Source organism: Kitasatospora sp. CMC57 (assembly GCF_045866025.2).
Lineage (GTDB): Bacteria > Actinomycetota > Actinomycetes > Streptomycetales > Streptomycetaceae > Kitasatospora.
Map to the genome: position 1 here is coordinate 5,508,777 of NZ_AP035881.2, position 26,597 is coordinate 5,535,373.

A 26,597-nucleotide genomic window follows, 5' to 3' on the forward strand; every position below is an offset into this window, starting at 1 on the left:
GTGTCGCTGATGTTGCCGGACAGTGTTGAGTGGGTCCTGGAGATGCTCGGCTTCGATTGGCCGAAGGCTGACGAGGACAAGCTCATGGAGTCGGCGCAGGTGTGGCGGGACTTCGCGGACACGGTCGATGAGTTGCATTACCGGGCTGCGGGTGCGGCGAACAATGTGCGGTCGGCGAACTCGGGTGATTCGATCGAGGCGTTCGGGAAGGCGTGGGAGAAGTTCTCCGCCGGCGGCAGCGGGGGTTATCTGGCGGATGCGGCGACGGCGTCGCGGTTGATCGCTGCGGCGTTCGACGCGGCGGCGATGATCGTGATCGCGTGCAAGATCGCGGTGATCGCGCAGTTGGTGGTGCTGGCGGTGGAGATCATCGCCGCGCAGGCGGCTGCGCCGTTCACGTTGGGGTTGTCGGAGCTGGGTGCCGCGGGTGTGGTGCAGGCGACGAAGATGATCGTGCGGCGGTTGTTGAAGGAGCTTCGGGAGGCGCTGGTCGAGGCGATTCTGGAGACGTTGAAGGAGCCGGTGGTTTCGGCGGTTCAGGCGATGATCAGTGATTTGATCGCGCAGACGGTGAACCAGGGTTTCGGTGCGCAGGACGGCTTCGATCTGGGGCGGACGGGGAAGGCGGGGTTCGACGCGGGCAAGGACGCGGTGAAGAACTCGGGTCAGACGTTCACGGAGGCGTTGCGGGACGGGGTGGGGTCGCGGGCGGGTCATCACGTGCGGGGTGGGTTGGACAGCGCGGCGGGGCACGGGGGCGACGCGGACTCCTCGGGCCTCGGCGGCAACGGCAGTGATGCTTCGGGCAGCGGTAGCAGCGGTGACGGTCACGGCAGTTCACCGTCGAGCGGCAGCAGCCCGTCGTCGCACACGCCTTCGGGCAACAGCCCGTCCGGCGGCGGTCCTTGGGGGCACAGTCCCTCCTCCAACGCGCCGTCGTCGGGTGCGTCGCCGGATGGTGCGCCGGGTCGTGACACGTCCGCCTCGCACGAGGCTGCGCGGTCGGCGCCGCAGCACACGCCGGCGTCCGGTGAGCCGCGCGGTTCCGCGCCGCTGGACCCGTTCGGGACCCGGGTGGGTACCGACAGCGGTGCTCCGTCGGGGGACACGGGTTCCACGCACACCCCCGCAGGCGACAGCAGCAGCGCGCCGAGCCGCCCCGACAACACCGGCCACACCAACACCCCGTCCCCGGAAGGCCGTTCGGGTCCGGATTCGCAGCAGTCCTCCCGCACACCCGGCGGCGACACGGGCACGCGCCCGAGCCACATCGCCCCCGACCACACCGGCCCGGCCCACGCACCGGACGGCGACACGGGCACGCGCCCCAACTCGGCTTCCCCGGACGGGCCTTCGCGGACGCCGGACCACGACTCCGGTAGCCGCCCGGCTGGTTCTGACGGTCCGTCGCACACGCCGGACTCCGGTGACACGCGCCCGCACTCCGGCCCGTCGGAGACGGCCGCCCCGTCCCATACTCCCGACCACGACCCGGGCACGCGGCAGACAGCAGCCGAGCACGCCCCGGCCCCACGTGGTGACGACAGCCGGCCCACCTACGGCCCCGTCCGCACCAACGACCCCGCGCCGACCCCGGCGCACGCCGACATCCCCGCGCCCAGCCACACACCGGCCCCGGCGCACGCCGACATCCCCGCGCCCAGCCACACACCGGCCCCGGCGCACGCCGACATCCCCGCGCCCAGCCACACACCGGCCCCGGCGCACGCGGACATCCCCGCGCCCAGCCACACACCGGCCCCGGCGCACGCGGACATCCCCGCGCCCAGCCACACGCCGGCCCCGGCGCACGCCGACATCCCCGCGCCCCGGCCCGAGAGCACCCCCACCCCCGGCCGCCCCGACGCTGCGCCGCAGCCGACGGCCCCCGCGCCTGGCCACGGCTCGCCGGAGCCCACCCCGCACCGGGTCGACCCGCGCACCGCCTTCGCGGACCCGGCCGGCACCACCCCCAGGCCGGACAACCCCGCCGGGACCCCACCGCACCTGAACACCGCCGGACTGGGCGCCACCGCCACCGCCCCGGCACCCACGGGCTCGGACCACCGCCCCACCCCACAACCCACACCCGACACCACCAACCCGACCACGAACCCCGCCCCAACACCCGGCGGCGTACCCGGCGGTGTCCCCCACACGGGCAACCCGACCGCCACCCCCACCCCGACCGCCACCCCCACCCCGACCGCCACCCCCACCCCGACCGCCACCCGACCGACCGCCCCCTCCACCCCACCACCCGCACCCACCGTCCAGCCCCAACGCCGCCCCGACCACGACGGCCCCACCCTCACACCCCGCCCCGCCGCCGACCGAGGCCCCACAACAACGCGCCCGGACCCGCGCACCGCCTACGCCAACAACCCCACCACCCGGCCCGACATCGGCTCGCGTCTGGACCCGACGGGTCCGAGCACCACCCGCCCCACCCCGTCTCGTCCCGACAGCACCCGCCCCGACCTCGGGTCACGCCTCGACCCGACCGGCGCGAACGCCACCCGTCCCGACACGACGCGACCTGACACGACTCGTCCTGGCCTCGGTTCGCGTCTGGACCCCACGGGTTCGAATGCCACCCGCCCCGAGACCTCTCGACCGGACGGCCCCCGCCCGGACCTCGGTTCGCGCCTGGACCCGACCGGCAGGAGCTCCACGCGCCCCGACCCAGCTCGGCCGGACACCAGCCGCCCTGACATCCCGTCACGCCTGGATCCGAGCGACTCGAACTCCACGCGCCCCGACCCCGCCCGTCCGGACAGCACCAGTCCCGACATCGGCTCGCGACTGGACCCCACCGGCCAGGACTCCGCGCACCACGACGACGCCACCACCAAGGAACCGCACCGCCCGGCCACCGCCGACCGCCCTGCGGGCAGCCCGGGCGGAATCCTCGACCCCACCGAGCATGACCACCAGCGGGTCAACGACGCGATCCCGCACAACCCGGACGGCACACCCGTCCGCCACCCCGACCCCAACGAGGGCAACTGGCCCGGCGCCATCAACGGCGACGACCCCAACGCCCCCGGCCGTAACAACAACTGCGTCGACACCGCCCTGGCCACCGTCGACACCTTCGACGGCAACCCCACCCCGGCCGGCGCCCGCACTCCCGACCACGACGCCAACGGCAACCCCTCCGACCGCGGCGAGCGCAACGGCCGCGACCGCATCGAGAACGCCCTCGGCGCCAAGTTCAACGACATGGGCGACGGCCCGGCCGCGTACCGCCGCCTGGAGGACACCCTCCGGCAGAACGGCCACGGCTCCCAGGCCGTCATCATCACCACCGACGCCGACGGCCGCTCCCACGCCTGGAACGCCGTCAACCACAACGGCAAGATCACCTACATCGACTCGCAGACCGGCCAGCGAAGCCACCAACCTCTCCACAACGGCGACAACGGCGTCTTCGCGATCCCCCTCGACCCCGACCGCAATCCCGCCACTCCCACCCACCACGCCGACCCCGACCACAACCCCGCCGACGGCCGGCGCGCGCCGGAGGAGGTCGCCGGGACGGACCAGGACTCCTCGGACGGCAAACCCGAGCCGGAGGACGAACCGGGGCCGAAGCGGCTGGAACTCCAGGGCGAGGACACGCCACCCGCCAAGGGTGAGAAGCTCCTGGAGCAGCTCGACCTGGACGCGGACCGGGTGGAGACCGAGACGACGCTCGACGGGCACGAGGTCATCGTCGCGGTCGACGGCAAGCCGGTCATGGAGTACATCGACGAGATGAGGGAGCGGCGCGGCGCGGCGTATCGCCAGGCGCAGGCGGACTACCAGGAGGGCTACGACAAGCTCAAGCCCAACCAGCGGAACAACCAGAAGAAGAAGGACGCCCTTCCGGGTATGGCCAAGGCCGACATCGGTGCCTGCACCGGTGTCGGTATCGACCGGCGGACTGGCATGGTCGTCGAAGGGATCAACGGCCGCAAGGACGAGTCGATCCTGCCGGAGGACATCCACCCGACGCTGCAGCGGCGGCTCGACAGCCTGCCCAAGGACCCGGCTCCGCACCCGAACCGCTTCCCGATGGCCCACGCCGAGATCAAGATCACGAACCAGTTGCTCTGGGCCCGCACGCGGGACGGCCTGCCCGACGACGAAAGCGCCTTCGACGAGATGGACATGGCCGTCGAGTCGCCGTTCCTGCCGAAGGACCTGGAGGCGCCCAAGCCCGAGAACGGTCAGCCGGACGACTCCGAAATGGGCCACCCGGCCCCGTTCTGCGGCAACTGCAACCATATTCTTAAGGGTGTACCGAGCACGGCCGGCCGGTTCGAGGGCTACGACTACGAGAACAACAAGCCGACGGGGTTCGTGGCGAGAAGTGAGGAACAGAGCGATGCAGCGAGTTGACATCAATGACCCGGCAGTCAGCATGGACGAGGGCCAGCGTCTGACCTACAACGGTCAGCCGTTCACGGGTGAGGTGGTGGAGGGAGCGCTGGACGCCCCGACCTCGCTGGAGACCTACCGGGACGGGTGGCTCAACGGCCCCTGGCGGCTGTGGTATCTGGACGGAAGCCCCAAGGCCCAGGGCGAGTTCGTTCAGGGTGGTCTCGTCGGTGAGGCGCTGACCTGGCACCTCAACGGGCGACTGGAGTCCCGGAGGCTGTTTACCGAGGAGAGCCGGGAGGTGGCTGGCTACGCCTGGGACGAGCACGGCCGGCAGACCCGCAACTGGACCGCCGGGAGCTGAGCAGCGGCTCGCCCCCGTGTCGGAACAGGCGTGGCGGACCGTACGGCCTCGACCACGTCTACTGCTGTCGCAGATATGTAGGGTCGCAGCGGGCCATCGTCGACCGCGAATGCCGCCTCGGGCCGACAGGAACGAGGAGCGGACCGACCCACGCGTTTTCGACTGGCAGCATGACAGGCCACTGTCCACGAACTGACCGCGTGGCAGCGGCGGCGGGACATCGGTGGCGTGACTCGTCCGGTCACCGGCAGCCCCGGTTCAGGCAAGAGCTGCTGCTCGCCTGGGCGGCGTTCGACGCCGACCAGGAGGCCGGCGACCTGATGGACCCCGCCGACGGACCGTTGCCTCCGACAGGAGCGTTCGACGGGTTTGCGGATGCCTGCGGGGAGACCGGGCCGGAGTGGCTACCCTCGTCGGCCGACGGGATGGGACTGGCTGCCGCCGTCACTTCCGAATCCCGCTCGACTCCGACCGCAACCCGCCACGTCGACTCCGACAACGACCGCCGCATACCCGAAGAGGTGGCCGGGCAGGAGCGGGATAATCGAACCAAAACTCCGAGGGTGGGAAGGAGACGGATCGGCCGCAGCCCTTTATCGGGGAAGACGGACTCCCATATGCGGAAGAAGCGCCGGAGAAGGCGCGGAAGATCTACGAGAAGTTTCGATTTCTTACGGATGACGTCGAAGAGGTGCAGCCTCCCTGGACGTGGGACCAGCTGTCGTCCAGGTGGGCAAAGGCAATTTGATGATGAATCGTCATGATGATCCAGTTGGTCCAGGCGACGACAACATTCTCGGGAGCCTCACAGCTGACGATGGCCAACGGTGGTCGTCTCCGCCTGCGGAAGCGCCAAGCGGGTAGGACGGCGCGGGCGCGAGGCGGGCGGTTGAGGACGCGGCCAACGGCGCCGGGCGGGGAGCGGAACATGATGGATGACACGGGGCAGGGTGCCGTTGTGCTGGCTGTGGCCCTTCGCGATGCCCATTTCAGGCTGAAACAACTGGCCCGGGCCTGGGAGGAACGTACACCGGTCGGCACCGCACGCGGCCGGGAGTCGTTGGGGCCGCTCTGGCAGTACTCGGACGACCCGGACGGGGCCACCTACACCGATGGCCACCTGCTCGGGCTGGCGGGCAACCGCACAGTGGTCTTCGAGCTGTCCGTCAGCTTCAGGACCAGCGGCACGGACATGCTGGCCGGAGTCTCTGTCGAGGACGATGTGGGGAGCGTCGCGGAACTGCTGTCCACAGGACCCGAGGAGTTCCCCCGAAGCACCGACCACCTGGTCATCGAGATCGGCCGATGCCTGGACCGCATGGAGCAACTGGACCTTTCGGACGTGGTCCGGTGACCCAGCCGACCACGTGGCGGCCTCCCTACGATGTGACCTCGCCGCGTGATCACGGTCTACAGCCGGAGTACTACTGGAATTCCTGCTGCGTCGTCAACCGTGGTGCAGCCGTCTTGAAGCCGGAGCAGGAGCAGCGTGAAGATCGATGAGGTCGGTGCAGGCACGGACGAGTTGTTCATCGGTGCTCTGGCCGAGATCGGTGTGGAGGATGGCCCCACCCCATGTCTGCTGGCGCTGCACGGGCGGCCGACGCGGGACGTGTTCGAGCGGGCGGCCTCCCTGCTGGCGCACGACGAGCCGGCGGAGCGGGAACTGGGGGCAATGGTTCTGCGAGAGCTCGGCCCCTATGACGCCGAGGGGCGGCGGCCGTTCAGTGCGGAGACGATCGAGGTCGTCGTGGCGGAGCTGCCCAGCGAGCCGGACCCCTGGGTGCGCGGGTGGATGATCTCGGTCTTCGGCTACCACCACGCCCGGGAGAGGCTCGACCTGGTGCTCGGGCATCGGGCTGACCCGGCGCAGCCCGTACGGTTTTCGGTCGCCGCCGCGCTGCCGGGTCTCGCGGATCCGGAGCGGACGCAGGAGTGGGTGGTCGAGGCCCTGCTGCGGCTGGCCGAGGACGAGAGCGAGGCCGTGCGCTGGTACGCCTTGTACGCACTGTTCAACGAGACGGCCGGTATCACCGACGAGCAGAAGACCGGGTGGGCCACGGCCCTGGTCGAGCGGGGCGACCCGGAGCGACGTGCCGAACTGCGCCACCTCGCTGCGACTCTCAACCGCGACGCCTACGCAGCCCTGGGGGAGGCTCTCGGGCAGAACCGGAGTGCCTGAAACACCGCCGCGACTGTCGGACCGTCACCCTTGGAGCGTCCCATGACCGCCCTCCCGTACGACGCCGTGCTCTGTGACATCGACGGTGTGCTTCGGCACTGGCCGGTGCCCGGGCACGCTGATCTCGACATCCGTCACGGCTTGCCGGCGGGCACGCTCGCGGCGGCGGCCTTCGCGCCGGCCCGCATGCACCCGGCGATCACGGGTGAGATCACCGATGAGCAGTGGCGCTCGGCGGTGGCCGCCGACCTGGCCGAGGTGTGCGGATCGCCGGAGCGTGCCCGCGCCGTGGTCACCGCCTGGTCGGAGGTCGTGCCGCGCGTTGATCGGGAGGTGGTGGCCCTGCTGGCCAGGGCCCGCAGGGTGGTGACGGTTGCGCTCCTCTCGAATGCGACCACCCGGCTGGAGCGGGATCTCGCCCGGCAGGGGCTGGACGTCGTCGCGGACGCGGTGGTGAACACCGCCCGGATCGGGGTCGCGAAGCCCGATCCCCGGGCCTATCTCCTCGCCGCCGAACGGATCGGGGTCCCGGCCCATCGGTGCCTCTTGGTCGACGACACCCCGGCCAACGTCACCGCAGCCCGCGCGCTGGGGATGACGGCCCTCCACTACCGCAGCGCCCAAGATCTCCGCGCTGCTCTCGTGATCGACTGAAGGGGCGTTCGAACAGGGCCGGCGTGGATCACCGCCCGACCGACGGCGTGTCGGATGGGTGGACGATGTCTGGACCATTGACATGTCCGGACGGCAGAAGCATTCTGAGAGCGCTCTCAGAATGCGGCGTCACCACCCGCCGCCGGCCTGTCGCCCCCTCCCTCCGGTCCCCACGCCGGTCGTCCCGGCAGTCCGGTGGTACCCCCACGACCTGGAGGAACGACTCCCATGGGCATGAGACGAGCACCCGCACGCCGCACGATCGGCGCGGTCGCCGTGGCCGCCGCCGTGACGGCCGCTGCCGGGATCACCCTGGTGCTGCCCGCCGAGCAGGCCGGCGCGGCGGTCCCGAGCACCATCCCGCTCACGTTCACCAACAACTCGGGGCGGCCCGAGCCGGTCTACATCTACAACCTCGGTACCCTCCTGACCACCGGTCAGCAGGGCTGGGCCGACGCCTCCGGGACCTTCCACGCCTGGCCGGGCGGGGCCAACCCGCCGGTGCCCGCGCCGGACGCGTCGATCGCCGGTCCCGCCAACGGGGGGACGACGACCATCCGGATGCCCAAGTTCTCCGGGCGGATCTACTTCTCGTACGGGCAGAAGCTGGTCTTCAAGCTCACCACCGGCGGTCTGGTCCAGCCGGCAGTGCAGAACCCGAGCGATCCCAACCGGAACACTCTCTTCAACTGGTCGGAGTACACGCTCAACGACTCCGGGCTGTGGATCAACAGCACCCAGGTGGACATGTTCTCCGTGCCGTACGCGGTCGGGGTCAAGGCCGCGAACGGGACGGTGACCAACACCGGCCACCTCAAGCCCGGCGGCTACCAGGGCTTCTACAACGCGCTCAAGGGCCAGCCCGGCGGCTGGGCCAACCTGATCCAGACCCGCTCCGACGGGACCGTCCTGCGGGCGCTCGCGCCGGGGCACGGCATCGAGTCCGGGGCGCTGCCGGCCACCGCGATGAGCGACTACGTGAACCGGGTGTGGAGCAAGTACGCCACCTCCACCCTGACCGTGACACCGTTCGCCGACCAGCCGGGGACCAAGTACTACGGGCGGGTCTCCGGCACCACGATGAACTTCACCAACAGCGCGGGAGCGGTCGTCACCAGCTTCCAGAAGCCGGACTCCGACAGCATCTTCGGCTGCTACAAGCTGCTGGACGCTCCCAACGACGCGGTCCGGGGCCCGATCTCGCGCACCCTGTGCGCCGGGTACAACCGCTCCACGCTGCTCACCAACCCGAACCAGCCCGACACCAGCGCGGCCGGCTTCTACCAGGACACCGTCACCAACCACTACGCGCGGAAGATCCACGCGCAGATGGCCGACGGCAACGCGTACGCCTTCGCCTTCGACGACGTCGGCCACCACGAGTCGCTCGTCCACGACGGCAGCCCGCAGCAGGCGTACATGACGCTCGATCCGCTGAGCTGAGCTGTACGCCGCCGCCGGTCCCGTCCAGTGGGCGCGGGGCCGGTGGCTACGGCTGGTGGGGCTCGGTCAGCAGCTCGCGCAGGACGGCCGCGTGGCTGTGGTCGAGGTCCTTGGAGGCGGTCAGCAGGATGACCGGGCCGGAGGCCGACTGCTCGCGCAGGGAGGCCAGTTCGGCCTGGGCATCGGGCGCTGCCAGCTCGGCGAGGTAGCGCGAGCGGAAGGTGGGGAAGTCGCCGCCGTCGTGGTACCAGCGGCGCAGCTCGGTGGAGGGGGTGAGCTCCTTCGGCCAGCCGTCCAGGGCGGCGTGCTCCTTGCTCAGGCCACGGGGCCAGAGGCGGTCGACCAGGATGCGGGCGCCGTCCTCGGGGCGGTGCGGGTCGTAGACCCGGCCGAGGTGCATGGTGGGCATGTGGGAGAGCGTAGGCGGCGGGCCGGTCGGAGCGGGGATGCCGCTCCGACCGACCCGGAAGGTCAGGAAGCGGTGGCGGCGGCCCGCTCGGCGGCGCTGCGCTCGACGCAGAACTCGTTGCCCTCGATGTCGGCGAGGGTGACCCAGCCGGAGCCGTCGGGGCGGCGGCGGTCGGCGACCAGGGTGGCGCCGATCGAGAGCAGGCGCTCGACCTCCTCGTCGCGGGTGCGGTCGGTGGGCTGGATGTCGAAGTGAAGGCGGTTCTTGGCCGCCTTGCCCTCGGGGACGGCGACGAAGAGCAGGTCGACGCGGTCACCCACGATGAGGGCCTCGGGGTCACCGGGCTTGTCGTCGTCGGCGAGCTTGCTGCCGAGGACCTCGGCCCAGAAGGAGCCCAGCCGGTAGGTGTCGGCGCAGTCGATGGTCACGTGGTGGATCAGGGAAGCCATGGCGGCCACTATGACGGTTGGTCAGATGATCGTCCAGGGAGATAGGCCACCCCTGGTGGCAGGGTGGGCCCGGAGGAGGCTTACAGCTTTCCTACCGCGCGGGCGGCTAGGGTCGGTGACCATGGGATTCGGTGGGGTGTGGCGTCGCTGGCGGCCCGGGCGCAGGCGCGCGCTGGCGGGGGCGGCGGCCGGTGCGGTGCTGCTGGTCGGCGGGGTTGCGGTGGCAGCCGGTGGCCAGGAACAGGCGGCGGTCCGGCAGCAGGAGCAGCGGCTTTCGATGCCGGAGACGCCCGGTTCGGCCGAGCAGGTCAGCGTCGACACCTCGTTCTTCACCACGGGCGGCACCCCGCGTCCGGCGGTCCTGCTCGCGCACGGCTTCGGCGGGAGCAAGGACGGCGTACGGGACCAGGCGGAGCGGCTGGCCCGGCAGGGGTACGCGGTGCTGACCTGGTCGGCCCGAGGGTTCGGCGCCTCGACCGGCAAGATCGGGCTGGACGCGCCGGACCGTGAGATCGCCGACGTGCAGCGGTTGGTGGACTGGCTGGCGCAGCGCCCCGAGGTGCAACTCGACGCACCCGGCGACCCGCGCGTGGGCATCACCGGCGCCTCGTACGGCGGCGGGGCGGCGCTGCTGGGGGCCGCGTACGACTCCCGGATCGATGCCGTGTCGAGCCAGATCACGTGGTGGAACCTGAACGAGGCACTGTTCCCGCAGGGAAGCGTCGAGCAGGGCCCGCAGGGAAGCGTCGAGCAGGGCCCGCAGGGGAGTATTGGACAGAGCCCGCAGGCGGCGCGCACCGACGGTGTGTTCAAGAAGCTGTGGGCCGGGATCTTTTTCACCACCGGCTCGGCGGGCGACCTGACCGGCGGTCAGCCCAAGCAGCAGGACGGACCGGTCGGATGCGGCCGGTTCTCGGACGAGCTGTGCGCGATGTACGACCGGGTGGCCACCACCGGCCGGGCGGACGCCGATTCGGTCGCGTTGCTGGACCGGTCCAGCCCGTCCTCGGTGGCGGGCCGGATCAAGGTGCCGACGCTGGTGGTGCAGGGTCAGCAGGACTCGCTCTTCCCGCTCGACCAGGGGGACCGGATCGCCAAGGCGGTGGCCGCCAACGGGGCGCCGGTCGCGGTGGACTGGTTCGCCGGGGGGCACGACGGCGGCACCGAGGGCAGCGAGCGGGTGGAGGGCCGGGTCTCCGCCTGGTTCGACCACTATCTGAAGAAGCAGGGCAACGACACCGGCCCGGCCTTCCGGGTCACCCGGACCGGCGGCCTGGACTCGACCGGCTTCGAAGCGGTGCTGCGCGGCGCGAGCGCCGACCGCTACCCGGGCCTGGGCGGCACGGCGACCCGGACGGTCGAGCTGACGGGCCGGGGGCAGGGCCACGGGCCGGGCCATGGGCAGACCGGCGGCGGGAGCAGTGAGCAGAGCATCGCCAACCCGCCCGGCGGCGCCCCGCCGAACATCTCCGCCGTGCCCGGCATCGGTGCGCTGAGCCAGCTCTCCTCGGTGGGCGCGGGCCTGGCGGTCGACTTCCCCGGGCAGTTCGCGAGCTTCGACTCCGCGCCGCTCGACTCGACGCTGCACCTCACCGGTGCGCCCACCGTCGTCGTTCGGGTGCAGGCGGACCGGCCGGACGCGGTGCTGTTCGCCAAGCTGTACGACCTCGGGCCGGACGGCAAGCAGACCCTGCCGCAGCAGTTGGCCGCCCCGCTGCGGGTGACGGGTGCGGCGGAGGGGAGGACGGTCACCGTCCAACTGCCAGCTGTGGACCATGAGTTCGCCGCCGGCCACCGGCTGCGGCTGGTGCTGGCCAGCAGCGACCTCGGGTACGCCTCGCCGGTCGAGCCGGCCACGTACCGGGTCGCGCTCGCCGGACCGCTGACCGTGCCGACGGTGGACGGGCTGCGCACCGAGGCGGCGCCGCTGCCCGCCCGGGTGTGGGTGCTGCCGCTGCTGGCGCTGGCGGTGGCCGCTCTGCTGCTGGTCAGGTTCCGGCGCACGAAGGTGGCCAAGTACGATCCGGCGCTGGCCGAAGTGCCGCTCCGGATCAGCGGGTTGAGCAAGCGTTACCACGGTTCCGCCGACCGGTACGCGGTCCGCGAGCTGGGCTTCCGGGTGGAGCGCGGGCAGGTGCTCGGTCTGCTCGGGCCGAACGGTGCGGGCAAGACCACCACGCTGCGGATGCTGATGGGGCTGATCCAGCCGGACGAGGGGGAGATCCGGCTGTTCGGCCACGCCGTACGCCCGGGGGCGCCGGTGCTGTCCAGGGTCGGGGCCTTCGTGGAGGGCGCGGGCTTCCTGCCGCACCTGACCGGCCGGGCCAACCTGCGGCTGTACTGGCAGGCCACCGGCCGCCCGGTCGAGGACGCGCACTTCGAGGAGGCGCTGGCCATCGCCGACCTGGGCGAGGCGCTGGACCGGGCGGTGCGCACCTACTCGCAGGGCATGCGGCAGCGGCTGGCGATCGCCCAGGCGATGCTGGGCATGCCGGAGCTGCTGATCCTGGACGAGCCGACCAACGGTCTCGACCCGCCGCAGATCCGCGAGATGCGTGAGGTGATGATCCGCTACGCCGCCGCCGGGCGCACCGTGATCGTCTCCAGCCACCTGCTCTCCGAGGTCGAGCAGAGCTGCACCCACCTGGTGGTGATGGACCGGGGCCGGCTGGTCAGCGCCGGGCCGGTGGCCGAGATCGTCGGCGGTGGCGAACTGCTCCTGGTGGTCACCCCGGCCACCGGGATCGCGGAGAAGGTGGCCGAACTGCCGGGCGTGGGCGCGGCGGAGGCGGTCGAGCAGGGTCTGCTGGTACGACTGGACGGGATGACGGCAAGTGAACTGGTGGTGGAACTCGTGAAGTTGGGCGTACCGGTGGCGGGTGTCGGGCCGCACCGCCGCCTGGAGGACGCGTTCCTGTCGCTGATCGGGGGTGCGGCATGAGCACCGTGGTGGAACAGGCTCCGGGGTACCGGGCCCGGCGGACGCTGCCGTTGTGGGTCGAGGCGATGCGCCAACTGCGGCGCCGCCGCACGCTGGTGATGGGCGGCGTGCTGGCGGCGCTGCCGTTCATCGTGCTGGCGGCGTTCCAGCTCGGCGGCAACACCCCGGGCCGGGAGGGCCGGACCAGCTTCATCGAGCTGGCCACCTCTTCGGGGCTCAACTTCTCGGTCACCCTGCTGTTCATGGGCACCGGCTTCCTGCTGGTGATCCCGGTCGCGGTGTTCTGCGGTGACACGGTGGCCTCGGAGGCGGGCTGGTCCTCACTGCGCTACCTGCTGGCCGCGCCGGTGCCCCGGTCCCGGCTGCTGGCCCGGAAGTTGACGGTCGGGCTGGCCTTCTCGGCGGGCGCGGTCCTGCTGCTGCCGCTGGTCGGCCTGGCGGTCGGCACGGCCGCGTACGGGTGGGGCGACCTGCGGCTGCCGACCGGGGTGACCCTCCCGGCAGCCGAAGCGCTGCCCCGGCTGGGGATCGCGGTGGCGTACGTCTTCCTGGCCGAACTGGTCATCGCCGCCCTGGCGTTCTGGCTCTCCACGGTCACCGACGCACCGCTGGGAGCGGTCGGTGGGGCGGTCTTCCTGTCCATCATCACCGGTGTGCTGGACGCGGTGACGGCGCTCGGCGGTCTGCGGGAGTGGCTGCCCGCACACTGGCAGTACGCCTGGGCGGACGCCCTGCAGCCCTCGCTGGAGTGGGGCGGGATGCTGCAGGGCGTGACGCTGTCCTTCAGCTATGCGGTGATTCTGACGGCCCTGGCCTTCCGGGGCTTCGCCCGCAAGGACGTGGTCTCCTGAGGAGGCGCCCGGTTGCACTGTCCAGGCGCTCGGGTCACTGCGACAGTGCCTGACCACCTACGCACGGCTCACGTGTTCGGAGGCTGGCGTCGCAGTTCCCCGAGCCCCTGGACAGGGCAACCGGGCGTTGTGCAGACGTCGCAGGCCCGAGCCCTGGACAGGGCAACCGCGCGCCCCGCGAGGGATCAGCGTGGTGACCAGACCCGTTCGATCCGCTGGGTGCCGGTCCGGGTGCGGTAGCCCCGGGTCCACTTGCTGGTGGCGTCGCGGCGGGTGCGGTCGGAGAGGACGTAGTAGTCCATCTGGACCTGCTCGGGCGAGACGTCCAGGACGCCGTAGCCGTGCGAGTCCAGGTCGACCCACTTGACGTGCCGGTTGGCGCCCTCGATGGCGGCGGTGGCCAGCAGTGAGACGGTCTGCGGGGCCACCTTGAGGATGTCGTCGATGTTGTCCGAGGTCACCGAGGTGACCACGAACTCGGTGGCCGCGCTGCCCGAAGCCGGGTAGGTGGCAGCCTCGTTGGGCACGTCGGCGGCCCAGGCGGAGTGGATGTCGCCGGTCAGGAAGACGGTGTTGCGGATCCCGTGCGAGCTGAGGTGGCCGAGCAGTTCGCGGCGGTCGTGGGTGTAGCCGTCCCACTGGTCCGGGTTGACCGCGAGGCCCTCCTCGGGCAGGCCGAGGAGCTGGGCGAGCGGGCGGAGCAGGTAGCCGGGCAGCGAGAGGAAGGCCACCGGCGAGATCATCACCGAGTTGCCGACCAGTCGCCAGGTGGTGTCGGAGGCGGACAACCCGGCCTTCAGCCAGTCGAGTTGGGCCCGGCCGGTGATGGTACGGTCGGCCGAGTCGACCTCGCCGGTACCAGCCTTGGCCTGTGCGCTGCGGAACGAGCGCAGGTCGAGCAGCGAGAGGTCGGCCAACTTGCCATAGCGCAGCCGCCGGTAGGTGGTCCCGGCGATCGAGGGCCGGACCGGCATCCACTCGAAGTACGCCTGCTTTGCCGCCGCCACCCGGTCCGCCCAGGCGCCCTCGGTGCCCGGCGTGTGGTTCTCCGCGCCGCCCGACCAGGCGTCGTTGGCCATCTCGTGGTCGTCCCAGATCGCGATCGTCGGCACGGCGGCGTGCAGTGCCTGGAGGTCCGGGTCGGTCTTGTACCGGCCGTGCCGGGTGCGGTAGTCGGCCAGGTTCAGGATCTCGTGCGCGGGGGCGTGCGGACGCACGACGGTGCCCCGGGCGGCGAACTGGCCGGTGCCGTACTCGTAGATGTAGTCCCCGAGGAACAGGAACGCGTCCAGGTCGCCCCGCGCCGCCAGGTGCCGGTACGCGGAGAAGTACCCGGCCTCCCAGTTGGCGCAGGACGCCACGCCGAGCCGCAGCCGGCCCAGCGCCGCGTCGGTGGCCGGGGTGGTGGCGGTACGGCCGACCGGGGAGGTGGCGCCGTCGGCGGTGAAGCGGTACCAGTAAGTGGTCGCCGGGCGCAGGCCGCGGACGTCCACCTTGACGGTGTGGTCGGTGCCGGCGGTGGTGCTCACCGTGCCGGAGACCACGACGGTGGTGAAGTCCCGGTCGCTCGCCACCTGCCAGCCGACCTGGGTGTCGGGGCCGGTGCCGGAGCCGGGGGTGGCGTCCGGCGTGGGGGTGATCCGGGTCCAGATCACCACACCGTCGGGCAGCGGGTCGCCCGAGGCGACCCCGTGCAGGAACTCCGGCGCTGCGGCGGCGGTGGCCGGCGCGACGGCGGCGAGAGGGAGGGCGGCGGCACCTGCGGTGAGTGCGGCGGCCTGCAGGACCCGGCGGCGACGCGGCCGGGCGGGGGACAGGGCATCGGTGGGCTCAGTCACGTCCAGCAAGGCTACTGAACGGTAAGTAGTTGTCCAGAGCGCCGACTGACTGTTCGTCGGCTCTTCACCCGGGTGTCGCGGGCGTTGGCGGTTCGGCCGCCGGGCGCGGCCGGTCCGGGTGGGGCGGCGCCGGTGGGCGATGATGGTCCGGTACCTCGAACAGCTCACCCCGAAGGAACCCGACGTGGCCCAGATCGTCCTCTTCCACTCCGCGTACGGCCTGCGCCCGGCGGTGCACCAGGCCGCTGACCGGCTGCGCGCCGCCGGTCACCAGGTGCACGTCCCCGACCTCTACGACGGGCGGGTCTTCGACGACATCGAGGCCGGGATGGCCCACAAGGAGGAGATCGGCAGCGAGGAGCTGCTGCGCCGAGCGGTGACCGAGACCGCCCCGCTGCTCACCCCCGACACCCGCCTGGTTTACGCCGGGTTCTCGCTCGGCGGCGCGCTGGCGCAGAACCTTGCGCTGGCCGACGAGAAGGCGCTCGGTCTGCTGCTCCTGCACGGCACCTCCGACATCCGGGAGGACGCCGCCACCGAGATCCCGGTCCAGCTGCACGTGGCCGACCCGGACCCGTTCGAGTCGGACGACTGGCTGAACGCCTGGTACCTCAACCTCAGCAAGGCCGGTGCCGACGTCGAGGTGCACCGCTACCGGGGCGCGGGCCACCTGTACACCGACCCCGAGCTGCCCGACCACGACGCGGAGGCCGCCGAGCGCACCTGGGCGGTCGCGCTGGACTTCCTGGCCGAGCTCTCCGAGAGCTGACGGCGGCCGGACCGAGGGCTTGCGGCGGCCCGGACCCGCGGTGCCCGCACCCTGCCGGCGGGGTGCATTCGATGGTGTATCCCCGGCCGAGCCCCCGCGACGAAGTGGCGTGAGCATGGTGGCTTATAGTCTGACCGGCATTCCCGTTCCGGGACTTCGCCGGGCTCACACCCGGTCGTTCCGGCATGCGGAAGGAGATCCACCGGAGCGGGGCCGGCAGGGTCTCGTCGGTGTGGGCCGCCGTCGCCTGGTCCCGAACCCGCCGCACGGTGCGTCGATCAGTCGGGAGAAGCGAACATGAGCCCCTTCACCAGTCGCAGTTGTCATGCCGTGGCCGTCGCGGTGGTGAGTGCGCTGCTGCTGAGCGCCTGCAGCTCGGCCGGTACGGCGACCGACAAGCTCTCCCTGCACGACCGGCTGCCCGAGGCCGTCAAGACCGCCGGGGTGATCCGGGTGGGAGGGTCCTTCACGGCCGCGCCGGTGATCTTCAAGAGTGCGGACGGCCGGCCGGACGGTCTGGACGTCGACCTCGCCGCCGCGATGGAGAAGGTGCTCGGGGTCCGGTTCGAGTTCGAGGACGCAGGCCCGTTCGCCAACGTGCTGCCCGGCCTGTTCGAGAAGAAGTACGACATTGGGATGTCCGGGATCACCGACACCCGGGAGCGCCAGCTCGGCGTGGACAAGAACGACAAGCAGATCAACGACGGCGTGGACTTCGTCGACTACTTCATGGCCGGCATCGGCATGGTGGTCATCGAGGGCAACCCCAAGAAGGTCTCCACCATCGACGACCTGTGCGGCCGGACCGTCGCGGTGAAGAAGGGCACCACCCACGACGATCTGGTGGCCAGACAGCAGAAGGCGTGCGAGCACACCGGCAAGCTGCTCAAGGTCCAGCAGACCGGCGCCGACGCGGACGCGCTGGAGCTGGTCCGCACGGGAGCGGCCGACGTCTACGTGACGGACTACCCGAAGGCCCAGCACAACGCCACCACGATCGGGGACGGCAAGACGTTCGACCTGGCGGGTCAGCAGGTCCAGTCCCGTCCGTTCGGCATCGCGGTCCGCAAGAGCGACCGCGAGCTGCGCGACGTGCTGATGAAGGCGGTGAACACACTGATCAGGAACGGCACGTACGATGACCTGCTGGCGAAGCGTCAGCTGACGGCCGGCGCGATCCAGAACTCGGTGGTCAACGGCAGCCAGTGAGGCCGGTGCCGTAGGCGGGGGCCAGGGGCCCGGGGAGTGCGGCGGAGCCGCGCGAGCCCCCCGGGCCCCTGGTGTTGCACCGTGGGCCGGGAGGTCAGCCCAGGCCGGGGATGCGGCCGTTGCGGAACAGGTCGACGAAGATCTGGTGGTCACTGCGGGCGCGGTCGCCGTAGGCGTGGGCGAAGGTGACCAGCATGTCGGCGAAGCCTGCGGTGTCGGCGCCGATCGCCTGGTCGATGGCGTGCTCGGTGGAGAAGGGCACCAGGCCGTGCCCGCTGGAGGAGGCGTCGGCGGCGGCGTGCATGCCCGCGGTGGCCCGGCCGAGGTGGGTGACCACGTGGTGCAGGTCGGACGGTTCGGTGAGGTCGGTCCAGTCCAGGTCGGCGGTGTAGGGGGAGACCTCGGTGACCAGCATGCCGTGGCCGCGCAGGGTGGCCCAGCCGAGCCAGGGGTCGCTGTGGGCCTGCAGGGCGCGCTGCGAGATCACCGTACGGTGCCCCTCGTGCTCGAAGTAGCCGCGGATCTCCGGGTCCGTGACGTGCCGGGACACCGCCGGGGTCTGACCCTGCTTCAGGTAGATCACCACGTCGTTCTCGAGCGCGTCGGTGTGGCCCTCCAGCAGCACGTTGTACGAGGGCAGCCCGGCGCTGCCGATGCCGATGCCCCGGCGGCCGACCACGTCCTTGACCCGCAGCGAGTCCGGCCGGGTGCGGGTGGCCTGGGGGAGGGTGGCGAGGTACTGCTCGAAGGCGGCCAGTACCTCGGCCCGGGTGGCGTCGTCCAGTGGGATCGCGCCGCCGCCGGAGCGGAACCGGCGTTCGTACCCCTCGACCACGGTCTCCCGCTCCAGCAGCGCCACCCGGGTCTGCAGCCGGGCCCGGCGGAGTGTCTCCAGCAGCGGCCCGTCGGCGGTGTCCAGGGTGTACGCCTCGGCCGGTGCGCCCGCCGCGAGGGCGGCGATCCGCTCCCGGTAGGCGGTGGCGAAGGCCCGGACCAGCTCGGCGATGGTGCCGTCCGAGAGCGCCTTGGCGTAGCCGAGCAGGGCCAGGCTGGCGGCCAGCCGCTGGACGTCCCAGGTGAAGGCGCCGACGTACGCCTCGTCGAAGTCGTTGACGTTGAAGACCAGCCGGCCCTCGGCGTTCAGGTAGGTGCCGAAGTTCTCCGCGTGCAGGTCGCCGTGGATCCAGACCCGGCTGGTCCGCTCGTCGAGGTACGGCGCGCCGAACTCCTGGAACGGAGCCGTGGTCAGGTCGGCGTAGAACAGCCCGGCGGTGCCCCGGTAGAAGGCGAACGCGGAGGCCGCCATCTTGCGGAACTTCACCTTGAACGCGGCCGGGTCCTCGGCCAGCAGACGGCCGAAGGCGCCGTCGAAGACCCGCAGGATGGTCTCGGCCCGGTCGGGTTCGCGCTCGGCCGCGTTCTGCTGCTGCATGGGGTTCGTCCTCTGTGCTGGGTCATCGGTCCTGGAAGGATGACGACACTTTATGAGGACGGGTTCCCGGGGTCTGCGGCAGGCGGGGTGAGGGCGACTCAGGCGTGCGTGAGCGCGGTGCTCCGCGCGGCCAGCGCGTGGCGGAGCAGGTCGACCCGGGCGGCCGGGTCGGTGCCGCCGAGCAGCGCGGCCAGCACGGCGATCCGGGACTGGCCGGCCCGCAGGGTGCCGGTCGGTACGGCGCCGGCGGCGACCAGGTCGACCGCGCCGCCGTGGGTGTAGATCTCGGTGACGGGGCCGGACTGCACCCGGGTGGTCAGCGCGACCAGCACGCCCCGGGCGGTGGCGGCGGCGACCGCCTCGACGAACTCCGGGGTGGCGTTGCCCGCACCGGTGGCGACCAGCACGATGCCCTGCGCCCCGGCGGCCACGGCGGCCTCGAACAGCACCGGGTCGGCGTCCGAGTGGTGCATCACCATGTCCACCCGGGGCGGCACGGTGTCGGCGGCGGGGAGGGCCAGCGGTGTCGGACGCTCGGGCTGACGGGTGATCAGGGCGCGGCCGAAGCCGACGTCGCCGAGCCGGTCGCCGGAGGGGTCGGCGAAGGCGTTCGGGGCGATGGTCTGGGTCTTCACGGTGCCCCGGGCGGCGTGCACCTCGCCGTCGAAGACGACCAGCACGCCGAGGCCGCGCGCGGTGGCGGCGGTCAGCAGGGCGTCGTGCAGGTTGCCGGGACCGTCGCCGTCGGCGGCGTCCAGCGGGAGCTGCGCGCCGGTCAGCACCACCGGGCGCTGGTCACGGTGGTGCAGGTCGAGCAGGAAGGCCGACTCCTCCAAGGTGTCGGTGCCATGGGTCACCACGATGCCGTCCACCCCCGGGTCGCCGAGCACCCGGTGCACGGTGTGCAGCAGTTCCAGCTGGTGGCGGCTGGTCAGCCGGGGGCTGTTCACGCTGAACAGGTCGACCACCTCGACGGTGACGCCCTCGGGGACGGCGGCGGTGGCCATCACCTCGCTGCCGTCCGCGTCGGCGGCGAAGCCGGAACCCTGCCAGCGGCTGGCTATGGTGCCGCCGGTGCTGATCACGACGATCCGGGCCATGGGTGCCTCCTGGAAGGGGAACAGCCCGACACCGACTGTTTGCCGGGGCCGGGCTGCCTGATGGTCTCCGCGGGTGGCGGAACGCTCAGCGGCAAGAATAGTCGAACGGGTGCGCAATGTGATCGCGAATCCTGCCGCATCTGACCGGAAGTGGGCAATATGATCGCGTGATGGATCGGATCGACAGGGATATCTTGCGCGAGCTCCAGCGCGACGGGCGGCTGAGCAACCAGGAGCTGGCCCAGCGGGTCGGGCTGACGCCGTCGCCGTGCATGCGCCGGGTCCGCCAACTGGAGCAGGACGGGGTGATCCAGGGCTACCGCGCGGTGATCGACCCGGCCGCGGTCGGCCGCAGCTTCGAGGTGCTGGTCTCGGTCGAGGTCCGCCGCGAGCGCGAGGCGGTGGAGGCCTTCGAGGCCGCGCTCCAGGAGATCCCCGACGTGATCGAGGCGTACCGGCTGTTCGGCAGCCCCGGCTGCCTGCTGCGCATCGCGGTCGAGGACCTGAAGGCGTACGAGCGCCTCTGGATCGAGCGGCTGACCACCCTGACCGGGGTCACCGAGGTCAACTCGCAGATCATCATGAAGCGGGTGAAGGAACCCGGCGGCCTACCGGTCGGCGGCTGACGGTCGCCGGGCGTCCACCTCGATCTCGATCCTCATCCGGGGGTCGGCCAGACCGCACTCCAGCATCGTCGCGGCCGGGCGGACCGGCCCGAACACCCGGCGCAGGGTGGGCCAGCAGGGCGGGAAGTCGGCGCGGTCGGGCAGCAGGTACCTGACTCGGACGATGTCGGCGAACGAGCAGCCCGCCTCCGCCAGTGCCTCCGCGATAGTGCGCAGGCACTGCTCGGCCTGCTCCACCACGTCGTCGGAGATGGTCATCGTCCGGTAGTCGAAACCGGTGGTGCCCGACACGTGCACCCGGTCGCCGTCGACGACCGCCCGGGCGTAACCGATCTCCTCCTCGAAAGTGGAGCCACTCAGGATCGCGCGTCGCTCAGTCATGCCGTGAAGCTTGGCGACGGAGCCGCGATACGTCCAATAGCGCCGGTGGTGCCCCGTGATATCTCTGGAGATATGGACCGCCCCGAACTCGGACTCCGACAGCTGCACGCCTTCACCGTCCTCGCGGAGGAACTGCACTTCGGCCGGGCCGCCGAACGGCTCGCCATCGCGCAGCCGCCGCTCAGTCAGCAGATCCGCCGGCTGGAGGAGAAGGTCGGGCACCCACTGTTCACCCGGGGCCCCGGCGGGGCCGCCCTCACCGCCGTCGGCCACGAGCTGCTGCCCGCTGCCCGGCAGGCGCTGGACGGGATCGCGGACGGTCTGGCAGCGGCCCGCCGCATCGGCAGCGGCGAGGCCGGCCGGCTCCGGATCGGCTTCTCGGCCTCGCTCGCGCTCACCGTTCTGCCGGGCTTGCTGCGCAGCTACCGGGATCAGTACCCCGGGGTGGAACTGGAGCTCCGCGAGATGACCACGGCCCCCCAGGTGGCCGCCCTGCGCGAGCAGGTGATCGACGTCGGGCTGCTGCGCGAACCACCGGAGGAGCCGAATCTGGCGACCGCCACCGTCCTGACCGAGGAACTCGTCGCGGTACTGCCTGCGGCCCACCCGCTCGCGGAGCGACGGGCCGTCCCGGTGGCCGGGTTGGCGGGCGATCAGTTCGTCCTGCTGCCGCGCGAGGCCGGACCGACGGTGCACGATCGGGTCCTCCGGCTCTGCCGCGAGGCGGGCTTCGAACCCCGGCTCGGGCAGCGGGCGGTGGAGTGGCAGACGCTAGCCGCCCTGGTCGGCGCCGGTCTCGGGGTTTCGATCGCCCCCGCCGGCATCCGCCGGATCCGACTCGACGGCGTCGCCTATCGCCGCCTCGACCCGACCACTCGCACCACCGTCGCAGCCGCCTGGCGCCGCGACGACCCGGGCACCCTGGTGGCCCACTTCCTACGGCTGGCGGGCGTCCGACCGCAGTGACGGTGGCGTACCGTCAGCTCCGGTTCGGGCCTCCGGACGGCAGGTCCCGGCGCGGGCTCAGGCGTTGCTCCAGGCCGACGGGCCCAGCAGGGTCTTCACCTCGGAGGCGAAGGCGCCGTTGTCGGGGTTGACCAGGAAGCCGAGCTCGTACAGGACGTTCTTGTCGCGGCCGGTGGTGAGCAGCCGGACCGGGACGTCGCCGGGGTGCGAGCGCAGGGTGGTCTTGAACTCGGCGATCATCTCCGGGTTCACCCGGCCGGTCGGGACGGTGATCAGGATCGGCGGCTTGCCGCCGTGCTCGGCGGAGGAGATGTCCAGGCTGGTGATCTCCTGGCCGAAGATGCTGAGCGAGCCGTCGCGTTCGTTGAGCCGGCCGCGTACGGAGATCACGTTGTCCTCGACCATCTGGTCGGACATCAGGTTGTAGGCGGCCGGGAAGAACAGCACCTCGACCGAGCCGTCCCGGTCGGCCAGGGTGATGATGGCCCAGGCGTTGCCGGCCTTGTTGATCCGGCGGTCCACGGCGGTGACCAGTCCGGCGAGGCGGACCTCGCCCTCGGTGCGGCCGGAGCCGAGCAGTTCGGCGATCGAGATGTCGCGGTTGCGGGAGAGGATGTGCTCGGCGCCGTCCAGCGGGTGGCTGGAGACGTACAGGCCGAGCATCTCCCGCTCCAGGCTGAGGAGTTGCTTGCGCGGCCACTCCCGGTCCGAGAGCTCGAAGTCCAGGCCGATGGTCGGCACGTCCTCGCCGGTGTCCATCGCGCCGAACAGGTCGTCCTGGCCGATCGCCTGCTGCTTCTTGACGCCGGTGACGGCGTCGATCGCGTTCTCGTGCACGGTGGTGAGCGAGAGCCGGGTGTGGCCGAGCGAGTCGAAGGCGCCGGCCTTGATCAGCGAGTCGACGGTGCGCTTGTTGCAGACCACCAGCTCGACCTTGTCCAGGAAGTCGGCGAAGGAGGAGTACTTCCCCTTCTCCTTCCGGGTCCTGACCAGCGAGTCGATCACGTTGGTGCCGACGTTGCGGACGGCCTTGAGGCCGAAGCGGACGTCGGTGCCGACGGCGGTGAAGTCCTCCACCGACTCGTTGACGTCGGGGGAGAGGATCTTGATGCCCATCGACCGGCACTCGGCCAGGTAGACGGCCATCTTGTCCTTGTCGTCCGCGACCGAGGTCAGCAGGGCGGCCATGTACTCGGCGGGGTAGTTCGCCTTCAGGTAGGCGGTCTGGTACGAGACCAGGCCGTACGCGGCCGAGTGCGATTTGTTGAAGGCGTAGCCGGCGAACGGCACCAGCACGTCCCAGACGGCCTGGATCGCCTCGTCCGAGTACCCGCGCTCCTTGCAGCCCGCGTGGAAGGGGACGAACTCCTTCTCCAGGACCTCCTTCTTCTTCTTGCCCATCGCGCGGCGGAGCAGGTCGGCCTGTCCGAGGCTGTAGCCGGCCAGCACCTGGGCGGCTCGCTGTACCTGCTCCTGATAGACGATCAGGCCGTAGGTGGGGCCGAGCACCTCGGCGAGCGGAGCCTCCAGCTCGGGATGGATCGGGATGATCTCCTGCTGGCCGTTCTTGCGCAGTGCGTAGTTGGTGTGCGAGTTCATGCCCATCGGGCCCGGCCGGTACAGCGCCGAGACGGCGGAGATGTCGGCGAACTCGGTCGGCTTCATCAGCTTGAGCAGCGCCCGCATGGGCCCGCCGTCGAGCTGGAACACGCCCAGGGTGTCGCCCCGGGCCAGCAGTTGGTAGGTGGTCGGGTCGTCCAGCGGGATCTTCTCGATGTCGACGTCGATGCCGCGGTTGGACTTCACGATCTTGATGCAGTGGTCGATGATGCCCAGGTTCCGCAGACCCAGGAAGTCCATCTTGATCAGACCCATGGCTTCGCACGACGGGTAGTCGAAGCCGGTGATGATCACGCCGTCCTTGTCCCGCTTGTGCAGCGGGATCAGGTCGAGCAGCGGGGTCGAGGAGAGGATCACGGCCGCCGCGTGCACACCGGTGCCGCGGATCAGGCCCTCGATGCCGAGGCCGGTGTCGATGATCTTCTTGACGTCCGGCTCGTTCGCGTAGAGCGAGCGGATCTCGGCGCCCTCGTTGTAGCGCGGGTGCTTCTCGTTGAACAGGTCGGCCAGCGGCACGCCCTTGCCCATCACGTCCGGCGGCATCGCCTTGGTGATCCGGTCGCCCATCGCGAACGGGTAGCCGAGGATGCGGTTGGCGTCCTTCACGGCCGCCTTGGCCTTGATGGTGCCGAAGGTGTTCACCTGGGCGGTGTACGCCTCGCCGTACTTGTCGGTGACGTAGCGCACCATCTGGTCGCGCTGGCGGTCGTCGAAGTCGATGTCGACGTCCGGGGGGTTGATGCGCTCGGGGTTCAGGAACCGCTCGAACAGCAGATCGTGTTCCAGCGGGTCCAGCTCGGTGATCCGGGTCAGGTACGAGACCATCGACCCGGCCGCAGACCCACGGCCGGGGCCGACCGGGATGCCGTTGTCGCGGGCGTACTGGCAGATGTCGGCGACCACGAGGAAGTACGCGTCGAAGCCCATCGGGGAGATGACGCCCATCTCCAGCTCGATCCGGTCCAGCACCTCCTGGCTCGGGTTGTCGCCGTAGCGGTGCTGGAGCCCGGCCTTGATCTTCTGGCGCAGGAACGAGGCCTGGGTCTCGCCCTCGGGCACGTCGAACTGCGGCATCCGGTCGACGTAGTTGAAGACCTCGTCGTACGGCTCGATCCGGTCGGCGATCTCCAGCGTGTTGCGGCACGCGTCCGGCAGGTCGGAGAAGAGCGCGCGCATCTCCTCCGGCGTCTTGATGTAGTAGCCGCTGCCGTTGAACTTGAAGCGGTTCGGGTCGTCCTTGTTCTTGCCGACACCGACGCAGAGCAGGCTGTCGTGGGCGTCGGCCTGGTCGGCCGTCACGTAGTGCGAGTCGTTGGTGGCCAGCAGCGGGATGTCCAGCTGCTTGGCGATCCGCAGCAGGCCGTCCCGGACGTCCCGCTCGATGGACAGGTCGTGGTCCATCAGCTCCAGGAAGTAGTTCTCCCGACCGAAGATCTGCTGGTAGGCGTCGGCGGCCTTGACCGCCTCCTCGTACTGGCCCAGCCGCAGCCGGGTCTGCACCTCGCCGGACGGGCAGCCGGTGGTGGCGATGATCCCGGTGGCGTTCGCGGCGATCAGCTCGCGGTCCATCCGGGGCTTCATGTAGTAGCCCTCCATCGACGCGAGCGAGGAGAGCCTGAAGAGGTTGCGCAGCCCGGTGGCGTTCTGCGCCCACATCGTCATGTGGGTGTACCGGCCGCCGCCGGAGACGTCCTTGCCGCCCTCGCCGTCCGCGCTCACCTGGCGCTGGCCGCCGGGCGCCCAGAACACCGGCTTCTTCTCGAAGCGCGAGCCCGGTGCGACGTACGCCTCGATGCCGATGATCGGTTTGACGCTGCCGATCTTCTTCGAGGTCTGGAAGAACTCGTACGCGCCGAACATGTTGCCGTGGTCGCTCATCGCGATCGCGGGCATGCCCTGCCGCTCGGCCTCCGCGAACAGCTTGCTGTTCTTCGCCGCTCCGTCCAGCATCGAGAACTCGGTGTGGACATGCAGGTGAACAAAGCTGTCGGCCACGGTGGGACGGCTCCTCAGGCTCGAAGGAAGGCTCCACCCTAGCCCCTGAACAGGGGTCCGTTCAGCACCTCAGGTCACTCGGGAGTGCTGTCCGCAGAGCCGTGGCGAAGGCCGCCAGGGCCGGGTGGCGGGCCGCTCCGGCGCGGTACGCGGTCCGGGTCCGGCGGGCCATCGGGAGCCGGGTCAGGGCCACGCCAGGGGGTGCCCCGGCCACTCCCAGCTGGGGGACCAGAGCCACTCCCTGACCCGCTCCGACCAAGGCGAGCACGGTGGCGAAATCGTCGATCTGGTGCCGGATCCGGGGTGTGAATCCGGCCGCCTGGCAGGCCCGGACGGCCATCGCGTGGCAGAGCGTGCCGTGCGGCGCGACGATCCACGGCGACTCCCGGTGGTCGGCGATCGCGCCGGGCGCGGGGGCGGCCAGGTACATCGCCTCGGTGAACAGCGACTCCGTGGCCAGGCCCGGCTGCGGGTCGGCCGGGACGAAGTCGTACTCGTGCAGCAGCGCCACGTCCAGCTCGCCGGAGCGGAGTAGCCCCGAGACCGCCGCCGGGTCGACCTCGGTGACCATCGGCTCCAGGCCCGGGTGCTGCCGGCCCAGGGCGGCGAGGGCGGCCGGGATGATCGCCCGGGCCGCCGAGGGGTAGGTGCCGATCCGCAGCGGACCGGCCAATCCGCTCCTGGCGTCGGCCAGTTCGGCCCCGGCCCGCTCCAGCCGCTCCAGCACCGCCTCGGCGTGCCCGACCAGACTCCGCCCGGCCGGGGTGAGCGCGACCCGGCGGCCGGTCCGCTCCAGCAGCGGGACCCCGGCCTCCCGCTCCAGCACCGAGAGCTGCTGCGAGACGGCGGACGGACTGAAGGCGAGCGACTCGGCGACGGCGGCGATGGTGCCGCGATGGGCGAGTTCGCGGAGCAGCCGGAGGCGGCGGACGTCGAGCATCAGCACAGCTTACGAGAACCGTCGGAGATGTGAACTGGACCTGAAGAGGGGCGGGCGGCAGGC

The 26,597-nt window shown here is 71.2% G+C and carries 20 protein-coding genes; 12 read left to right on the top strand and 8 right to left on the bottom strand.

Annotated features, from left to right (window positions below; translation table 11 throughout):
* The first annotated feature begins 9 nt into the window (after positions 1-9).
* From ACKUU6_RS24650 to ACKUU6_RS24675, 6 genes are all read left to right on the top strand, one after another.
* Positions 10-4,386, top strand: coding sequence for a toxin glutamine deamidase domain-containing protein (locus ACKUU6_RS24650; RefSeq protein WP_407990742.1), 4,377 nt, complete (start codon positions 10-12; stop codon positions 4,384-4,386).
* Positions 4,373-4,729: a toxin-antitoxin system YwqK family antitoxin gene (locus ACKUU6_RS24655; RefSeq protein WP_407990743.1), complete on the top strand. Its 357-nt coding sequence runs from the start codon at positions 4,373-4,375 to the stop codon at positions 4,727-4,729. Before ACKUU6_RS24650 ends, ACKUU6_RS24655 begins: the two co-directional genes overlap by 14 nt.
* A 928-nt stretch (positions 4,730-5,657) precedes the next feature.
* Positions 5,658-6,083 carry a hypothetical protein gene (locus ACKUU6_RS24660; protein WP_408649641.1) on the top strand — a complete coding sequence of 142 codons (426 nt, stop codon included), beginning with the start codon at positions 5,658-5,660 and terminating at the stop codon, positions 6,081-6,083.
* Between the two features lie 135 nt (positions 6,084-6,218).
* The gene (locus tag ACKUU6_RS24665) at positions 6,219-6,911 is read left to right on the top strand and encodes a hypothetical protein (RefSeq protein ID WP_407990745.1); all 693 of its coding nucleotides are present in this window, start codon (positions 6,219-6,221) and stop codon (positions 6,909-6,911) included.
* Between the two features lie 42 nt (positions 6,912-6,953).
* Complete coding sequence (locus ACKUU6_RS24670) at positions 6,954-7,565, top strand: HAD-IA family hydrolase (RefSeq protein ID WP_407990746.1); 612 nt, start codon at positions 6,954-6,956, stop codon at positions 7,563-7,565.
* Between the two features lie 234 nt (positions 7,566-7,799).
* Positions 7,800-9,008, top strand: a complete 1,209-nt coding sequence (locus ACKUU6_RS24675; RefSeq protein WP_407990747.1) for a glycoside hydrolase family 64 protein — start codon at positions 7,800-7,802, stop codon at positions 9,006-9,008.
* Positions 9,009-9,054: 46 nt separating this feature from the next.
* On the opposite strand, the gene ACKUU6_RS24680 is transcribed toward ACKUU6_RS24675, so the two are convergent.
* Positions 9,055-9,417 carry a DUF488 domain-containing protein gene (locus ACKUU6_RS24680; RefSeq protein ID WP_407990748.1) on the bottom strand — a complete coding sequence of 121 codons (363 nt, stop codon included), beginning with the start codon at positions 9,415-9,417 and terminating at the stop codon, positions 9,055-9,057.
* A gap of 62 nt (positions 9,418-9,479) precedes the next feature.
* Positions 9,480-9,866, bottom strand: a complete 387-nt coding sequence (locus ACKUU6_RS24685; RefSeq protein WP_407990749.1) for a VOC family protein — start codon at positions 9,864-9,866, stop codon at positions 9,480-9,482.
* 121 nt (positions 9,867-9,987) lie between these two features.
* Between ACKUU6_RS24685 and ACKUU6_RS24690 the strand changes: the two genes are divergently transcribed.
* The gene (locus ACKUU6_RS24690; RefSeq protein WP_407990750.1) at positions 9,988-12,807 is read left to right on the top strand and encodes an alpha/beta fold hydrolase; all 2,820 of its coding nucleotides are present in this window, start codon (positions 9,988-9,990) and stop codon (positions 12,805-12,807) included.
* Positions 12,804-13,658, top strand: a complete 855-nt coding sequence (locus tag ACKUU6_RS24695; protein ID WP_407990751.1) for an ABC transporter permease — start codon at positions 12,804-12,806, stop codon at positions 13,656-13,658. The genes ACKUU6_RS24690 and ACKUU6_RS24695 overlap by 4 nt, the downstream gene beginning before the upstream one ends.
* Before the next feature lie 185 nt (positions 13,659-13,843).
* Here ACKUU6_RS24695 and ACKUU6_RS24700 read toward each other — a convergent pair whose 3' ends face one another.
* Positions 13,844-15,496: an alkaline phosphatase D family protein gene (locus ACKUU6_RS24700; RefSeq protein WP_407990752.1), complete on the bottom strand. Its 1,653-nt coding sequence runs from the start codon at positions 15,494-15,496 to the stop codon at positions 13,844-13,846.
* A 142-nt stretch (positions 15,497-15,638) separates the two neighbouring features.
* Here ACKUU6_RS24700 and ACKUU6_RS24705 point away from each other — a divergent pair, with 142 nt between their 5' ends.
* Together ACKUU6_RS24705 and ACKUU6_RS24710 are read left to right on the top strand one after the other, a co-directional pair.
* Positions 15,639-16,265 carry a dienelactone hydrolase family protein gene (locus ACKUU6_RS24705; RefSeq protein ID WP_407990753.1) on the top strand — a complete coding sequence of 209 codons (627 nt, stop codon included), beginning with the start codon at positions 15,639-15,641 and terminating at the stop codon, positions 16,263-16,265.
* A gap of 297 nt (positions 16,266-16,562) precedes the next feature.
* Entirely contained in the window at positions 16,563-17,474 is a 912-nt protein-coding gene (locus ACKUU6_RS24710) for a transporter substrate-binding domain-containing protein (protein ID WP_407990754.1), read from the top strand.
* Positions 17,475-17,568: 94 nt separating this feature from the next.
* On the opposite strand, the gene ACKUU6_RS24715 is transcribed toward ACKUU6_RS24710, so the two are convergent.
* Together ACKUU6_RS24715 and ACKUU6_RS24720 are read right to left on the bottom strand one after the other, a co-directional pair.
* The gene (locus tag ACKUU6_RS24715; RefSeq protein ID WP_407990755.1) at positions 17,569-18,906 is read right to left on the bottom strand and encodes a DUF2252 domain-containing protein; all 1,338 of its coding nucleotides are present in this window, start codon (positions 18,904-18,906) and stop codon (positions 17,569-17,571) included.
* Between the two features lie 98 nt (positions 18,907-19,004).
* Positions 19,005-20,006, bottom strand: coding sequence for an asparaginase (locus ACKUU6_RS24720; protein ID WP_407990756.1), 1,002 nt, complete (start codon positions 20,004-20,006; stop codon positions 19,005-19,007).
* Between the two features lie 170 nt (positions 20,007-20,176).
* Between ACKUU6_RS24720 and ACKUU6_RS24725 the strand changes: the two genes are divergently transcribed.
* A complete protein-coding gene (locus tag ACKUU6_RS24725) occupies positions 20,177-20,632 on the top strand; it encodes an Lrp/AsnC family transcriptional regulator (RefSeq protein WP_407990757.1) in 456 nt (151 codons plus the stop codon).
* On the opposite strand, the gene ACKUU6_RS24730 is transcribed toward ACKUU6_RS24725, so the two are convergent.
* Positions 20,615-21,013, bottom strand: a complete 399-nt coding sequence (locus ACKUU6_RS24730) for a RidA family protein (RefSeq protein WP_407990758.1) — start codon at positions 21,011-21,013, stop codon at positions 20,615-20,617. The genes ACKUU6_RS24725 and ACKUU6_RS24730 overlap by 18 nt on opposite strands.
* Positions 21,014-21,085: 72 nt before the next feature.
* Here ACKUU6_RS24730 and ACKUU6_RS24735 point away from each other — a divergent pair, with 72 nt between their 5' ends.
* A complete protein-coding gene (locus ACKUU6_RS24735) occupies positions 21,086-21,979 on the top strand; it encodes a LysR family transcriptional regulator (RefSeq protein WP_407990759.1) in 894 nt (297 codons plus the stop codon).
* 57 nt (positions 21,980-22,036) lie between these two features.
* On the opposite strand, the gene dnaE is transcribed toward ACKUU6_RS24735, so the two are convergent.
* Both dnaE and ACKUU6_RS24745 read right to left on the bottom strand, forming a co-directional pair.
* The gene (dnaE, locus tag ACKUU6_RS24740) at positions 22,037-25,594 is read right to left on the bottom strand and encodes a DNA polymerase III subunit alpha (RefSeq protein ID WP_407990760.1); all 3,558 of its coding nucleotides are present in this window, start codon (positions 25,592-25,594) and stop codon (positions 22,037-22,039) included.
* Positions 25,595-25,655: 61 nt separating this feature from the next.
* On the bottom strand, positions 25,656-26,534 hold the full coding sequence (locus ACKUU6_RS24745; RefSeq protein WP_407990761.1) for a LysR family transcriptional regulator: 879 nt from the start codon (positions 26,532-26,534) through the stop codon (positions 25,656-25,658).
* Positions 26,535-26,597: the final 63 nt, after the last annotated feature.

Bases quoted from the DNA above. Each gene is read 5' to 3' on its own strand.
- ACKUU6_RS24690 (WP_407990750.1), top strand. From the start codon at position 9,988: ATGGGATTCGGTGGGGTGTGGCGTCGCTGGCGGCCCGGGCGCAGGCGC.
- ACKUU6_RS24680 (WP_407990748.1), bottom strand. From the start codon at position 9,417: ATGCCCACCATGCACCTCGGCCGGGTCTACGACCCGCACCGCCCCGAG.
- ACKUU6_RS24670 (WP_407990746.1), top strand. From the start codon at position 6,954: ATGACCGCCCTCCCGTACGACGCCGTGCTCTGTGACATCGACGGTGTG.
- ACKUU6_RS24710 (WP_407990754.1), top strand. From the start codon at position 16,563: ATGAGCCCCTTCACCAGTCGCAGTTGTCATGCCGTGGCCGTCGCGGTG.
- ACKUU6_RS24660 (WP_408649641.1), top strand. From the start codon at position 5,658: ATGATGGATGACACGGGGCAGGGTGCCGTTGTGCTGGCTGTGGCCCTT.
- ACKUU6_RS24720 (WP_407990756.1), bottom strand. From the start codon at position 20,006: ATGGCCCGGATCGTCGTGATCAGCACCGGCGGCACCATAGCCAGCCGC.
- ACKUU6_RS24745 (WP_407990761.1), bottom strand. From the start codon at position 26,534: ATGCTCGACGTCCGCCGCCTCCGGCTGCTCCGCGAACTCGCCCATCGC.
- ACKUU6_RS24695 (WP_407990751.1), top strand. From the start codon at position 12,804: ATGAGCACCGTGGTGGAACAGGCTCCGGGGTACCGGGCCCGGCGGACG.
- ACKUU6_RS24735 (WP_407990759.1), top strand. From the start codon at position 21,086: ATGGACCGCCCCGAACTCGGACTCCGACAGCTGCACGCCTTCACCGTC.
- ACKUU6_RS24715 (WP_407990755.1), bottom strand. From the start codon at position 18,906: ATGCAGCAGCAGAACGCGGCCGAGCGCGAACCCGACCGGGCCGAGACC.
- ACKUU6_RS24675 (WP_407990747.1), top strand. From the start codon at position 7,800: ATGAGACGAGCACCCGCACGCCGCACGATCGGCGCGGTCGCCGTGGCC.
- ACKUU6_RS24725 (WP_407990757.1), top strand. From the start codon at position 20,177: ATGGATCGGATCGACAGGGATATCTTGCGCGAGCTCCAGCGCGACGGG.
- ACKUU6_RS24650 (WP_407990742.1), top strand. From the start codon at position 10: ATGTTGCCGGACAGTGTTGAGTGGGTCCTGGAGATGCTCGGCTTCGAT.
- ACKUU6_RS24705 (WP_407990753.1), top strand. From the start codon at position 15,639: ATGGTCCGGTACCTCGAACAGCTCACCCCGAAGGAACCCGACGTGGCC.
- ACKUU6_RS24655 (WP_407990743.1), top strand. From the start codon at position 4,373: ATGCAGCGAGTTGACATCAATGACCCGGCAGTCAGCATGGACGAGGGC.
- ACKUU6_RS24685 (WP_407990749.1), bottom strand. From the start codon at position 9,866: ATGGCTTCCCTGATCCACCACGTGACCATCGACTGCGCCGACACCTAC.
- ACKUU6_RS24730 (WP_407990758.1), bottom strand. From the start codon at position 21,013: ATGACTGAGCGACGCGCGATCCTGAGTGGCTCCACTTTCGAGGAGGAG.